Annotated in this window: 1 protein-coding gene (cut by a window edge); it reads left to right on the top strand. The window is 69.7% G+C overall.

Translation table 11 applies throughout. From position 1 onward, the window contains the following. On the top strand, window positions 1-15,430 hold the 3' portion of the coding sequence (locus VMT40_RS21220; RefSeq protein ID WP_326360178.1) for a non-ribosomal peptide synthase/polyketide synthase. The gene continues 28,673 nt to the left of window position 1, outside the view; 15,430 of the gene's 44,103 nt are visible here — the last part of the coding sequence; the start codon falls outside the window, past its left edge; its stop codon occupies window positions 15,428-15,430.

Genomic DNA, 15,430 nt, shown 5'->3' with positions numbered 1-15,430 from the left:
CGCCAAGTTCGACCTGCACCTCAACCTCACCGAGCGCGCCGACGGCGACGGCATGACCGCCGAATTCGCCTACGCCACCGACATGTTCGACGCGGGCACCATCGCCGCCTTCGGTGAGCGCCTGGTGCGCACACTGTCGGCCGTGGTCGCCGAGCCGACCGCCGTGGTCGGCGATATCGAACTGCTCGACGCCGCCGAGCGTCGGCAGGTGCTGCGGACCTGGAACGCCACCGAATACGACGTCGAGCGGGTCGCGTTGGGCGGCAAGAAGCGCTCCGCCTCCCCGCGCGTCGACGCCGAGGTCACCCTGGCATCGATGTTCGCGCAGCAGGCGAAGCAGACCCCCGACCTCACCGCGCTGGTGTTCGAGGGGAGCAGTCTGTCCTACGGCGAGTTCGCTGCCCGCGTCCACCGGCTGGCCCGCCACCTCATCGCCGAGGGCGTGGGACCGGATTCCTATGTGGCCCTGGGCATGCGCCGCTCCTTCGACCTGCTGGTCGGCATGTACGCCGTCACGCTCGCCGGTGGCGCGTACGTGCCGCTGGACCCGGATCACCCGGCCGAGCGCAACCAGTACGTGCTCGACACCGCCAAGCCGGTGTGCGTGCTCAGCACCGCGCGCGATGGCTTCGAAACCAGCACGCGCACACTGCTGATCGACGAGCTGGACCTGTCGGCATACTCGGACGCCCCGATCACCGACGCGGACCGGGTCGCCCCGCTGCGCGGCGACAACACCGCGTACGTGATCTTCACCTCCGGTTCCACCGGCCGCCCGAAGGGTGTGGCGGTCACCCACACCGCCATCGTCAACCGCCTGGTGTGGATGCAGACCGAGTACGGCCTGTTCGACGACGATGTGGTGCTGCAGAAGACCCCCGCCACCTTCGACGTGTCGGTGTGGGAGTTCTTCTGGCCCTTGCAGATCGGCGCGAGGCTGGTCATCGCCAAGCCGGACGGCCACCGCGATCCGGCCTACCTGGCGGACCTGATCATCGAGACCGGTGTCACCACCGCGCACTTCGTGCCGTCGATGATGTCGGTGTTCGTGGCCGGTCTGGAAGCCGACGCCGACAAGGCCGCCGCGCTGACCTCGCTGCACCAGGTCTTCGCCTCCGGTGAGGCGCTGCCCGCGCCGACCGCGCAGAAGCTGCGCGAGCTCACCGGTGCGCGTCTGCACAACCTGTACGGACCCACCGAGGCCGCCGTCGACGTCACCTACCACGAGGTCACCGACGCCGACACGCTGTCGGTGCCGATCGGCGCGCCGGTCTTCAATACCCGTGTGTACGTGCTGGATTCGCGTCTGCACCCGGTCGCCCCGGGTGTCGCGGGCGAGCTGTACCTGTCCGGCGTCCAGCTGGCGCGCGGCTATGTCGCGCGCCCGGATCTGACCGCCGACCGCTTCGTCGCCGACCCGTTCCACGACGGCGAGCGCATGTACCGCACCGGCGACCTCGTCAAGTGGACCGGTCGCGGCGAGATCGAGTACCTGGGCCGCACCGACTTCCAGGTCAAGCTGCGCGGCCTGCGCATCGAGCTCGGCGAGATCGAATCCGCGCTCACCGCAATCGATTCCATCGCCCAGTCGGTCGTGGTGGTCCGCGGCGACGAGCGGCTCGGCGAGCAGCTGGTCGGCTACGTCATCCCGACCACCGGGCACACCGTCGACCTCGACGCCGTGCGCGCCGAGCTCACCGACGCGCTGCCCGGCTACATGGTGCCGTCGGCGTTCGTGGTGCTGGATGCCTTCCCGCTCAATGCCTCCGGCAAGCTGGATCGCAAGGCGCTGCCCGCGCCGGTGTTCGAGGCCAAGGTCTTCCGGGCACCGTCCACCCCGATCGAGGAGATCGTGGCGGGCACCTTCTCCGACGTCCTCGGCGTCGGCCGGGTCGGCCTCGACGACGACTTCTTCGAGCTCGGCGGCAACTCGCTCATCGCCACCCAGGTGACCGCCCGCCTCGGCGCGGCCCTGGACACCCAGCTGGCGGTGCGCGATCTGTTCGAGGCCTCCACGGTCGCGGCGCTGGCCGCGCGCGTGGAACGCAATGCCGGATCCGGCGCGCGTCCGCGCCTGGTGGCGGGGGAGCGGCCGGACCTGCTGCCGCTGTCCCCGGCCCAGCGCCGCTACTGGTTCCTCAACCAGTTCGACACCAGCACCTCGGCCGTCGACAATATCCCGCTGGCCGTCCGCTTCACCGGCGCGCTCGACCTGTACGCCATGAAGCAGGCCATCGGCGACGTGATCGCCCGCCACGAGGTGCTGCGCACGGTCTACCCGCGCTCGGCCGAGGGCCCGCACCAGGTCATCCTGCCCGCCTCGCAGACCGACCTGTCGCTGGTGCCCGAACCGGTGACCGAGGCCGAACTGCTCGGCAAGATCATCGAATTCGCCATGACCACCTTCGACGTCACCGTCGAGGTGCCCCTCGCCGTCAAGCTGTTCCGCATCACCGACAGCGCGACCACCCAGCACGTGCTGGCCTTCACCGTCCACCACGTCTCCGCCGACGGCTCCTCCATGGGCCCGATGGCGCGCGACATCATGGCCGCCTACGTGGCGCGCGAGAACGGCGACGTGCCGCAATGGGCTCCGCTGCCGGTGCAGTACGCCGACTACGCGCTGTGGCAGCGCGCCGTGCTGGGCTCCGAGGACGACCCGGAATCCCTTGCCGCCAAGCAGGTCTCGTACTGGACCCGGGCCCTGTCCGGGCTGCCGGACCAGCTGGAGCTGCCCACCGACCGGCCGCGTCCCCCGGCGCAGTCGTTCCACGGCAAGGCGTTGCGCTTCGATATCGACGCCGAGCGTCACGCCAAGCTGCACGAGCTGGCCCGGGCCAACAACGCCTCGCTGTTCATGGTCGTGCACGCCGCCCTGGCGGTACTGCTGGCGCGGCTGTCCGGCACCGACGACATCGCGGTCGGCACCCCGATCGCGGGCCGCGGCGAACGCGAACTCGACGATCTGATCGGCATGTTCGTCAACACCCTGGTGTTCCGCACCCAGGTGGACGCGAACGCGACCTTCGCCGATCTGCTCTCCGAGGTCCGCGAACGCGACCTCGAGGCGTTCGCCAATGCCGACGTGCCGTTCGAGCGGCTGGTCGAGGTGCTCAACCCGGTCCGCTCCACCGCGCGCAACCCGCTGTTCCAGGTGGGCCTGTCGTTCCAGAACCTGGCCGAGACCGCCTTCCAGCTGCCCGGCCTGCACGTGGCCGCGGTCGAGTTCGACTCGCAGCTGGCCAAGACCGATCTGCACGTCACGCTCTACGACCGGTACACCGAGGACGGCACCCCCGCCGAGATCCTCACCGAATTCGGTTACGCCACCGACCTGTTCGACGAATCGACGGTGCGGTCCTTCGCCGACCGGTTCGTGCGGGTGCTCGACGCCATCCTGGCCGACACCACCGTCGCCGTCGGTGACATCGACCTGCTCGACGCGGACGAGAACACCCGAATCCTGCAGCGGTGGAACAACACCGCGCAGGACGTGGACTCGGTCTTCGACGGCGCGTCCGAGGCCACCCTGGTCTCGCTGCTCGACAAGTCCGTCGCCGAGGACCCGAAGGCCGTGGCCCTCGTGACCGACACCGCCGACGGCGTCGAGGCGCTGACCTACGCCGAACTCGACGCCCGCGTGAACCGGCTCGCCCGCGAGCTCATCGCGCGCGGCATCGGCGCGGAAGACCGTGTGGCCCTCGCAATTCGGCGCTCCACCGACTTGGTCGTGGCCATGTACGCGGTCGCCAAGTCCGGTGCCGCGTACGTGCCGATCGACCCGGATCAGCCCGCCGAACGCGTCGGCTACATCCTGGAGACCTCGGCTCCCAAGGCCGTACTCACCACGGCGGCAGTCGGTTTCGACACCGAGCTGGCCGAGGTCCTGCGCATCGACGAGATCGACCTGTCGGGCCACTCGGACAAGCCGGTCACCGATGCCGAGCGGGTGCGGGCGCTGACCGCCGCGAACACCGCGTACGTCATCTTCACCTCCGGTTCCACCGGCCGCCCCAAGGGTGTGGCGCTGCCGCACGGCGCGGTCGTGAACCAGTTGCTGTGGAAGGTCACCGAATTCGGCCTCGACCCGGCCGACGCGGTGCTGCTCAAGACCGCCGCCACCTTCGACCTCTCGGTGTGGGAATTCTGGTCCGGCGCGGCCTGCGGTGGCCGCCTGGTCATCGCCGCGCCCGACGGGCACAAGGATCCGGCCTACCTCAACGAGCTCATGGCTCGCGAATGGGTGACCACCCTGCACGTGGTGCCGTCCATGCTCGACGCACTGCTCACCAATGGCCTGCCGGATTCGCTATGGCGCATCCTGGCCATCGGTGAGGCGCTGCCCGGTCCGCTGGCCCAGCGTGTGCTGCGCGAGCACCCGCGCACCGAGCTGTTCAACCTCTACGGCCCGACCGAGGCCGCGGTGTCCATCACCAACCACCGCGTCACCGAGCGTGACGAGGTATCGGTGTCCATCGGTGCGCCCGAATGGAACTCGCAGGTGTATGTGCTCGACGCGCGCCTGCGGCCGGTGCCGGTGGGCGTGTCCGGTGAGCTGTACCTGGCCGGTGCGCAGCTGGCGCGCGGCTACTTCGACCGACCCGACCTCACCGCCGACCGGTTCGTGGCGAACCCGTTCGGCGGCAATGGTTCCCGCATGTACCGCACCGGTGACCTGGTGGCCTGGCAGGCCAACGGCGAGCTGGAATACCGGGGCCGCACCGACTTCCAGGTGAAGATCCGCGGCTTCCGCATCGAGCTCGGCGATATCGAATCGGCGCTGCTGCGCGTGGATTCCGTCGCCTCCGCCGCCGTGGTCGCGCACACCGATCCGGTGCTGGGCGACCGGCTGGTGGCCTACGTGGTCGGCACCGACGGCGAACCCGACAAGAAGGAATTGCAGTCCGCGCTGGCCGCCGAACTGCCGTCCTACATGATCCCGTCGGTCTTCATGCCGCTGACCGCGTTGCCGCTCAACGCCAATGGCAAGCTCGACCGCAAGGCGCTGCCCGAGCCCACCTTCGAGAAGGCGGTCTTCCGCGCACCCGTCAGCCCGATCGAGCAGATCGTGGCGGGCGTGTTCGCCGAGGTGCTGCGCGTCGAATCCGGCCGCATCGGCCTCGACGACGACTTCTTCGCATGGGGCGGCAACTCGCTGCTGGCCACCCAGGTCGCCGCGCGCCTCGGCGAGGCGCTCAATGCCCGGGTGCCGGTGCGCCTGCTGTTCGAGGCGTCCACGGTGGCCGCGCTGGCCGCCCGCGTGGAACGCGATGCCGGGGCGGGCCGCAAGGCGCTGACCGCCGTCACGCGACCGGAGAACATCCCGCTGTCGCTGGCGCAGCAGCGCATGTGGTTCCTCAACCGCTTCGACACCCAGTCCGCGGCCTACAACGTGCCGGTCGCGGTGCGCCTGTCCGGTGCCCTCGACGAGGGCGCGCTGCGGGCCGCCATCGCGGATGTCGTTGCCCGCCACGAGATTCTGCGGACCATCTACCCGCAGACGGAAGACGGCCCGGTGCAGGTCATCCTGCCGCCCGCGCAGGCCGTGCCGGAACTCGAGGTGCGCACCGTGCGCGCCGATGAGGTCGTGGGCGCGGTGGTCGAGCTGACCTCCACCGCCTTCGACGTCACCGTCGAGGTGCCGATCAAGGTGGCGCTGTTCAAGATCGAGGGCAGCGCGGCGGCCCCGGTCGCGGAGTCCGAGGCCGCGGCCCACGCCGCCGCCTACACCTTCGATTTCGCGGACATCGCGCCCACCGGCCAGTACCCGGCCGTGGATCCGAACGCCCCGGCGAGCGCGGAATACGTGCTCGCCCTGGTGATCCACCACATCTCCGGTGACGGCTCCTCGGTGGCCCCGCTGACGCGCGATCTGATGACCGCCTATGCGGCGCGGTCGATCAAGCAGAAGCCGGGCTGGACGCCGCTGGCGGTCCAGTACGCCGACTACTCCATCTGGCAGCGTGAACTGCTGGGCAGCGAGGACGATCCGGACTCGCTGGCCGCCAAGCAGGTCGCCTACTGGAAGCAGGCTCTCGCCGGTCTGCCCGATCAGCTGGACCTCCCGGCCGACCGGCCGCGTCCGGCGGTGCAGTCCTTCCACGGCGGCAAGATCGACATCCGCATCGACGCCGAATTGCACGCCGGGCTGGTCGAATTGGCCCGCGCCGAGGGCGCGACGCTGTTCATGGTCGTGCACACCGCGCTCGCGGTGCTGCTCTCGCGCCTGTCGGGCTCCGACGACATCGCCATCGGCACCCCGATGGCCGGTCGTGGCGAGGCGGTCCTGGATGACCTGATCGGCATGTTCGTCAACACCCTGGTGTTCCGCACGCAGGTCGACGGCGGGCAGCCGTTCAACGAGCTGCTGGCGCGTCAGCGCGAGACCGACATTCAGGCCTACGCCAATGCCGATGTGCCGTTCGAGCGTCTCGTCGAGGTGCTCAACCCGGCGCGTTCGACCGCGCGGCACCCGCTGTTCCAGGTGGGTCTGTCCTTCCAGAACCTGACCCGCTCCACCCTGGAACTACCGGGGCTGAGCGTGTCCGGGCTGGATGTGGACACCGAGCTGTCGCAGTTCGACCTGCACCTCATCGTGTCGGACATCTACTCCGACAACGGTGCGGCCGAAGGCATTACCGGCATCCTGACCTACGCCACCGATATCTTCGACCGCGAGACCGTGCACGGCTTCGCGGACCGGTTCGTGCACCTGCTGCGCGAGATCGTGGCCGCCCCGCGCACCGCGGTCGGCGAGATCGAACTGCTGGCCCCGGCCGAGCGGACCGAGATCCTCGACGTCCGCAACAACACCGCGCACCAGGTGGACACGGCCGCGACGCTGGTGTCCATGCTGGATGCGACCGTGGCGGCCAAGCCGACCGCTATCGCGCTCATCGGGCCCGACGGCGAAACGGTCACCTACGCCGAACTCGGCGCGCGGGTCAACCAGCTGGCGCGTGAACTCATCGCGCGGGGCATTGGCACCGAAGACCGTGTCGCCCTGGCCATTCGCCGCTCGGTGGACCTCGTGGTCGCCATGTACGCGGTCTCGGTGGCCGGTGCCGCGTACGTGCCGGTCGATCCGGATCAGCCCGCCGAGCGCGTGGGCTACATCCTGGAGACGGCCGCACCCGCGTGCGTGCTCACCACCTCGCGCGACGGGTTCGAGTTCGCCGGGGTCGAGGTCCTGTGCATCGACGAGCTGGCGCTGGCCGAGCATTCGACCGCGCCGGTCGCCGCTGGCGAGCGGGTGCGGGAGCTGACGGCCGCCAACACCGCGTACGTCATCTTCACCTCCGGTTCCACCGGTCGACCCAAGGGTGTGGCGCTGCCGCACGCGGGGATCGCCAACCAGTTGCAGTGGAAGACGGCCGAATTCGGGCTCGGCGCGGACGACGCGGTGCTGCTCAAGACCGCCGCCACCTTCGACCTGTCGGTGTGGGAGTTCTGGTCGGCCGCCGTGTCCGGTGGGCGACTGGTGATCGCGGCCGCCGACGGGCACCGGGATCCGGCGTACCTCAACGAGCTCATGGCGCGCGAGCGGGTCACCACGCTGCACGTGGTGCCGTCCATGCTCGACGCTTTGCTCACCGAATCCGAAGGCACGCTGAACGATTCGCTGCGGCGGGTGCTGGCCATCGGTGAGGCGCTGCCCGCCTCGGTGGCGCAGCGCTTCCGCGCGGGCAATCCGCAGGCGTCGCTGTTCAACCTGTACGGCCCGACCGAGGCCGCGGTGTCCATTACCACGCACCTGGTCACCGACGCCGACTCCGGTTCGGTGTCCATCGGTGCGCCGGAATGGAATTCGCGGGTCTACGTCCTCGACGCCCGGCTGCGGCCGGTGCCCGACGGCGTGGCCGGTGAGCTCTACCTCGCCGGTGCGCAGCTGGCGCGTGGCTACTTCGCGCGACCGGATCTGACCGCGGATCGTTTCGTGGCCAACCCGTTCGCGGTCGGCGAGCGCATGTACCGCACCGGTGACCTGGTGGCCTGGTCGGCCGATGGCGAGCTGGAATACCGGGGCCGCACCGACTTCCAGGTGAAGATCCGCGGCTTCCGCATCGAGCTCGGCGAGATCGAGGCCGCGCTGCTGGCGCTGCCGGAGATCGCGCAGACCGCGGTGCTGGCCCGCTCCGACGAGCGCACGGGTGACCGACTGGTCGCCTACCTGGTGCCGTCCGGCTCGGGTGTGGATGTGCCACTGGTGAAGTCGGCGCTGACCGCCGCGCTGCCGTCCTACATGGTGCCGTCGGCGTTCGTGGTCCTGGACGCCCTGCCGCTCAATGTGAACGGCAAGCTGGACCGCAAGGCGCTGCCCGAGCCCGAGTTCGAGACCACGGCCTTCCGCGCGCCGTCCACCCCGATCGAGGAGATCGTGGCGGGCGTCATCGCCGAGGTCCTCGGTGTCGAGCGAGTCGGCGCGGATGACGACTTCTTCGCCCTCGGCGGCAATTCGCTGCTCGCCACCCAGGTCGCCGCGCGCATCGGCGCGGCCCTGGACGCGCGGGTGCCGGTGCGGTCGGTGTTCGAGGCGTCGACCGTCGCCGGGCTGGCCGCCAAGGTCGAGCAGCACGCCGGTGCGGGAGATCGCAAGGCGCTCACCGCCGTCGAGCGGCCGGAGAACGTGCCGCTGTCGCTGGCACAGCAGCGCATGTGGTTCCTCAACCAGTTCGACACCGCGTCGGCCGCCTACAACGTCCCCGTGGCGGTGCGCCTGACCGGTGCGCTGGACATCGAGGCGCTGCAACAGGCCGTGGCCGATGTGATCGGGCGTCACGAGACGCTGCGGACCATCTACCCGCAGGTCGACGGGTCCGCCGCGCAGGTGATCGTGCCGGTGGCGCAGGCGATTCCGGATCTGACCCCGGTGGTCGTCTCGGCCGAGTCGGTGACCGAGCGCATTGCCGCTCTGATCACCACCGGCTTCGACGTCACCACCGAGGTGCCGGTGCACGCCGCGCTGTTCCGTGTGGAGGATGCCCCCGAGATCGAGCATGTGCTCGTCTTCGTCACCCACCACATTGCCGCAGACGGCTGGTCCATGGGCCCGCTCACCCGCGACGTCATGGTGGCCTACGCCTCCCGCGCCGCGGGTGTCGCGCCCGGCTGGGCGCCGCTGCCCGTGCAGTACGCGGACTTCTCGCTGTGGCAGCGCGAGGTCCTCGGCTCCGAGGACGACGAGCACAGCCTCATCGCCCAGCAGGCCGAATTCTGGCGCACCGCACTGGCGGACCTGCCCGACGAGCTGAACCTGCCCTCGGATCGCCCGCGCCCCACCGCGCAGTCCTTCCGCGGCGGCCGGGTGCTGTTCCCCATCAGCAATGAGCTGCACCGAGGTCTGCAGCAGATCGCGCGCACCAACAACGCGACCATGTTCATGGTCGTGCACACCGCCCTCGCGGTGTTCCTGGCGCGGCTGTCCGGCACCTCCGACATCGCCATCGGCGCGCCCATCGCGGGCCGCGGCGAGGCCGAGCTGGACAACCTGATCGGCATGTTCGTCAATACCCTGGTGCTGCGCACCGAGGTCACCGGACAGGACGGCTTCACCGAGCTGCTGGCCAAGGCCAAGGACAGCGACCTGGCCGCGTTCGCGCACGCGGACATTCCGTTCGAGCGGCTCGTCGAGCTGCTCAACCCGGAACGCTCCACGGCGCGGCATCCGCTGTTCCAGGTGGCGCTCTCGTTCGAGAACCTGCCCGAGAGCTCCTTCGAGCTGCCCGGACTGCGGGCCTCGGCGGTCGAGTTCGAGAACGAGATCGCCAAGTTCGACCTCATGCTCACCCTCACCGAGGCTCCGGCCGACGCGGACGCGGGTATGTACGCCGAATTCGGTTACGCCCGTGACCTGTTCGACCAGAGCACGGTCGAGGGCTTCGCGGACCGGTTCCTGCGTCTGCTCGGCGAGATCATTGCCGCGCCGCGCCAGGCCGTGGGCGATCTGGAAATCCTGGCCGCCGACGAGCGCGCCGACCTGGTCTCCCGCACGGGCGGTCCGGCCATCGCGCCGCGCACCCTGCCCGAGCTGCTTGCCGAGGCCGTGGCCAACAACCCGGTCGGCGAGGCCGTCGCCTTCGACGGCCAGGCCCTCGGTTACGCCGAGCTGGACGCGGCCTCCTCGCGCCTGGCGCGGGTGCTCATCGAGCGCGGTGCCGGACCGGAAACCCGTGTCGCCGTGGCCATTCGCCGCTCGTTCGAATCGGTGCTGGCCATCTGGGCCGTGGCCAAGTCGGGCGCGGCGTTCGTGCCGGTGGATCCGTCCTACCCGGCCGACCGCATCGCGCACATGGTCAACGACTCCGGCGCGGTGCTCGGCCTCACGGTCGACGCCGAGGTCGAGGGGCTGCCGCCGGTCAAGAGTCTGGCGGGCTGGATCTCGCTCGACGATCAGATGGTGCAGGCCGAAATCGCGTCGCACTCGGCCGAACCCGTCACCGACACCGAACGCTGGGGTGCCATCCGGCCCGAGCACGTGGCGTACGTGATCTACACCTCCGGCACCACGGGCATGCCCAAGGGTGTCGTGGTGACCCACGCCGGTCTGGCCAACTTCGCCACCGAGCAGATCGTGCGCTACCACCTCGACTCCGGTTCGCGCGCACTGCATTTCGCGTCGCCGTCGTTCGACGCGTCGGTGCTGGAGTACCTGTTGGCCATCGGCGCGGGCGGCACGCTCGTGGTGGTGCCGCCGGGCGTGTACGGCGGCGAGGAGCTCGCCGAGGTGATCAAGCGCGAGCGGGCCACGCACGCGTTCATCACCCCGGCCGCGCTGGCGACGCTGGATCCGAAGGGTCTGGATTCGCTGCGGGTGCTGGTCGCCGGTGGCGAGGCCGTCCCGGCCGATCTGGTCGAGAAATGGGCAATTCCGTTGGAGAACCGCACGATTCGCGCGTTCCACAATGGTTACGGTCCGACCGAGACCACGATCATGACCAATATCAGCGACGCGCTGGTGCCGGGCGATCTGGTCACCATCGGTGGCCCGATCCGCGGCATGCAGGCGCTGATCCTGGATTCGCGTCTGCGGCCGGTGCCGGTCGGCGTCGCGGGTGAGCTGTACCTGTCGGGTATTCAGCTCTCGCGCGGCTACCACGACCGTCCGGGCCTGACCGCCGACCGCTTCGTCGCGAATCCGTTCGTGGCGGGCGAGCGCATGTACCGCTCCGGTGACGTGGTCCGCTGGACCCCCACCGGCGAGGTGGAATACGTGGGCCGCAACGACTTCCAGGTCAAGGTGCGCGGCTTCCGCATCGAGCTCGGTGAGATCGACGCGGCGCTGGCCTCGCACGAGACCGTCGACTTCGCGGTCACGGTGGGTCACAAGACCGAGGCCGGGGCCACCATCCTGGCGTCCTATGTGCTGCCGGTCGCCGGGCGCAGCATCGACATCGCGGCGCTGACCGAGCATGTCGCGGGTCGACTGCCGGAATACATGGTGCCGACGGCCATTACGGTCCTGGACGCGATCCCGCTGACCCCGGTCGGCAAGCTGGATCGCCGGGCGCTGCCCGAGCCGGTGTTCACCGCGCGCGACTTCCGCGCGCCCGTCACCGAGGTCGAGGCCAGCATCGCCGAGGTGTTCGCCGATGTGCTCGGGGTCGAGCAGGTCGGTGCGGACGACTCGTTCTTCGCGCTCGGCGGTGACTCGATCCTGTCGATTCAGCTGGTCTCGCGGGCCAAGGCGCGCGGCATCGTGTTCTCCCCGCGCGACGTGTTCGAACAGCGGACCGTCGCGGGGCTGGCCGAGGTCGCCAAGCTGGGCGGGGACACCGCGCAGCAGAAGCTGGCGGAACTGCCCGGCGGCGGGGTCGGCGACATTCCGCTGACGCCGATCATGCACGCGATTCTGTCGAACAGCCCGTCCTACGAACGGTTCTCGCAGACCATGCCGCTGCGACTGCCGGACGGGATCACCCGGCCGGTGCTCGTGGGTGCCATCTCGGCGCTGTTCGACCACCACGATGTGCTGCGCTCGCGACTGCGCGGGAACGCTTCGGAGGGCTTCGAATTCGAGGCCCTGCCGAAGGGTGCCGTCGATGTGGACGCCCTGGTGCATCGGGTCGAGCTGGCCGCGGACATCACCGACGAGGAGCTGACCCGGGTCGGCAGCATCGAATTCGATGCCGCGCTGGGCCGTTTGGATCCGGCGAATGCCGCCATGGTGCAGTTCGTCTGGTTCGCCTTCGCGCCCGAGGGCTCCGACGAGGCGCGCGTGCGCCGCGACGTGCTGCTCATCGTCGCGCACCACATGGTCGTGGACGGCGTGTCCTGGCGCATTCTGATTCCGGACCTGGGTCTGGCCTGGTCGCAGGTGGCGTTCGGGCAGCCGATCGCGCTGCCCGAGACCGGCACCTCCATGCGGCGCTGGGCGCACGCCCTGGTCGAGGAGTCGCGCTCGGAGGCGCGGGTCGCGGAACTGCCGTTCTGGCAGCGGGTTACCGAGACCCCGGACCCGTTGCTGGGTTCGCGGGCCTTCGACCCGACCGTCGACACCTTCGCCACCGTCGAGCGCATCGAGGTCAGTGTTCCGGCGTCGGTCACCGAGGCCGTGCTCACCTCCGTCCCGGGCCTGTACCGCGGCGGTGTGAACGATGGTCTGCTCTCGGCGCTGGCCATGGCCGTCGCGCGCTGGCGCGGTGAGACCGCGGGCAGCTCGGCGCTGATCAAGCTCGAGGGCCACGGCCGCGAAGAGGAAATCGTTCCGGGCGCGGATCTTTCGCGCACCGTCGGCTGGTTCACCGCCGCCTTCCCGGTCCGCCTGGACCTGCACGGCGCGGATCTGGACGAGGCGTTCGCGGGCGGAAAGGCCCTGGGCGACATCGTCAAGACGGTCAAGGAGCAGTTGCTGGCGCTGCCCGACAAGGGTCTGGGCTGGGGTCTGCTGCGGCACCTGAACCCCGAAACCTCTTCGCAGCTGCGGGATGTCGGGCAGATCAGCTTCAACTACCTGGGCCGCATGTCGGCGGGCGAGGTGCCCGAGGGCATGGCCGAGCTGGGTTGGGTGCCGGTCGACGACCTGGGTCGCCTCGACGGTGACATGGACGCCGACATGCCCGCCAACGCGACGCTCGACATCAACGCCATCGTCACCGACGGCGAGGACGGGCCGCAGCTGGGCGCGGCCTTCTCCTACCCGAGCGGGCTGCTCGAGCGAGACCGCGTGCAGGAGTTCGCGGATCTGTTCGTGGCGGCGCTGACCGCGCTGGCCGAGCACGCCGGGCGTCCGGAGGCGGGCGGCTTCACACCGTCCGACCTGCCGCTGGTCAAGGTGGAGCAGTCCGATATCGAGGTGTGGGAGCGGACCTACCCGGCGCTGTCGGACGTGTGGCCGCTCTCGCCGCTGCAGTCGGGTCTGCTGTTCCACGCGCTGCTCACCCAGAATACGGTGGACGTCTACACGATTCAGACCGTGCTCGACCTGAGCGGTGTGGTGGACATCGACCGGTTGAAGGTGGCCGCGCAGGCCATTCTCGACCGGTACCCGAGCCTGCGGACCGCGTTCGTCACCGACACCGACGGCCAGGCCCACCAGGTGGTGCTCGACCGCGTGGAGGCTCCGTTCACCGTCATCGATCTGACGGATCTCCCTGAGGCCGAACGCAATCCACGCATGCGGGAGATGATCGAGGCCGATCGCGCCGATCACTTCGATCTGTCGCGGCCGCCGCTCATGCGGTTCAACGTGTTCCGGATCAACGACGAGCTGGTGCACCTGGTCATCACCACCCACCACATCCTGGTGGACGGCTGGTCCATGCCGCTGCTCATGCGCGACCTGCTGGTGCTCTACGCGGTGCGCGGCGACCTGTCCGCGCTGCCGCGGGTGGCCTCCTTCCGCAACTACCTGGCCTGGCTGGCCGGGCGGAACCGGGACGAGTCCATCGAGGCGTGGAAGCGCGCCCTGTCCGGCGTCACCGAGCCCACCCAGCTCGCGCCCGCCGCGACCCGGGACGAGACCTACGAAATCGGCCGCCACAGCCTGGAAATCGACGCCGAGCACACCCGCGCGCTCACCAAGCGCGCCGGGGAGCTCAATGTCACGCTGAACACGCTGATCCAGACCTCCTGGGCGGTGCTCATCGGGCGGCTCACCGGCCGCAGCGATGTGGTGTTCGGCGCGACCGTGTCCGGCCGCCCCGGCGATCTCCCGGGTGTCGAGTCGATGGTGGGTCTGTTCATCAACACGGTGCCCGTGCGCATTCGCGTCGATGACCGCCTGACCATCGGCGGGCTGCTGCAGCGTGTCCAGCACGATCAGGCCGACCTGCTCGAGCACCACCACATCGGGCTCACCGAGATCCAGCAATTGGCCGGTGCCGGAGCGGAATTCGACACCATCATGGCGTTCGAGTCCTACCCGGTCGACAAGGACGCCATCGCCGCGGCCAGCTCCATCGACGGCATGTCGGTGAGCGGTGTCGGCATCAACGACAACACGCACTACCCGATGTCGCTGGTGATCATGGCGGGCGAGACCATCGATATCTCCATGCGCTACCTCGGCAGCCGCTTCACCGCCGAGGAAGTGGCGACCCTGGCCGCCCGCTTCACCCGCATCCTGGACGCCCTGCTGGGCGATCCGGACGGGCTGGTCGGCGACATCGACATCCTCGATGCCTCCGAACGCGCCCGCATCCTCGCCGAAAGCGCCGTCACCCCGGCCGATTCGGCGGCCGACGCGGCGCGGGTGGGCACGGCCACGCTGGCCAATGTGCTGGCCGAGGTGGTCGAGGAGGATCCGCAGGCCCCGGCGCTGCTGTCGGAGGGCGAGGAGATCGCCTACCACGTGTTGGACCGCCGCAGTTCGCAGCTCGCGCGACTGCTCATCGATCGGGGCGCGGGCCCGGGTGACATTGTCGCCGTGGCGCTTCCGCACACCGTCGACGCGGTCGTGGCGGTGTGGGCCATCCACAAGGCCGGTGCCGCGGTGCTGTTCGCCGACGGGTTGTCCTTCGGCGACATCCTCGCCGCCGGAGCGGGTTTCGGCATCGCCCAGGAGCCTGCCGCAAGCTCGGTGCGCTGGCTGGTGCCGTCCGATCCGAAGGTGAAGGCGGACCTGGCGGCCCGCCCGGCCCACCCGGTCTCCTACACCGACCGGGTGCGCCCGCTGTCCGAAACCGATCCGGCCTTCGTCTACCGCGAGGGCGAAACCTGGGCGACCCTCACCCAGTCCGAGGTCCTGGACCGTGCCGCCACCCTGCGCGCGGACAACGAGGTCGACTACGAATCGACCACGTACACAACGGCATCCACCGGAACCGCCGCGATCGACGAATTCCTGGCCTCGTCCACCGCGGGTGCCCTGTCGGTGCTTCCGACCGGCGATATTCCGTCGGATCTGGAAGACGGCGAGGTGACCCATTGGTTCACCGCCGAGGGTGATCCGACCGACGAAGCGGGCGAGGAAATCCGCACCATCTCCAGCTAG

The sequence above is a fragment of the Nocardia sp. CDC160 genome (genome assembly GCF_035818795.1).
GTDB lineage: Bacteria > Actinomycetota > Actinomycetes > Mycobacteriales > Mycobacteriaceae > Nocardia.
Note: the sequence above shows the minus strand (reverse complement) of the source record. Positions and strands in the feature narration are given on the sequence as shown.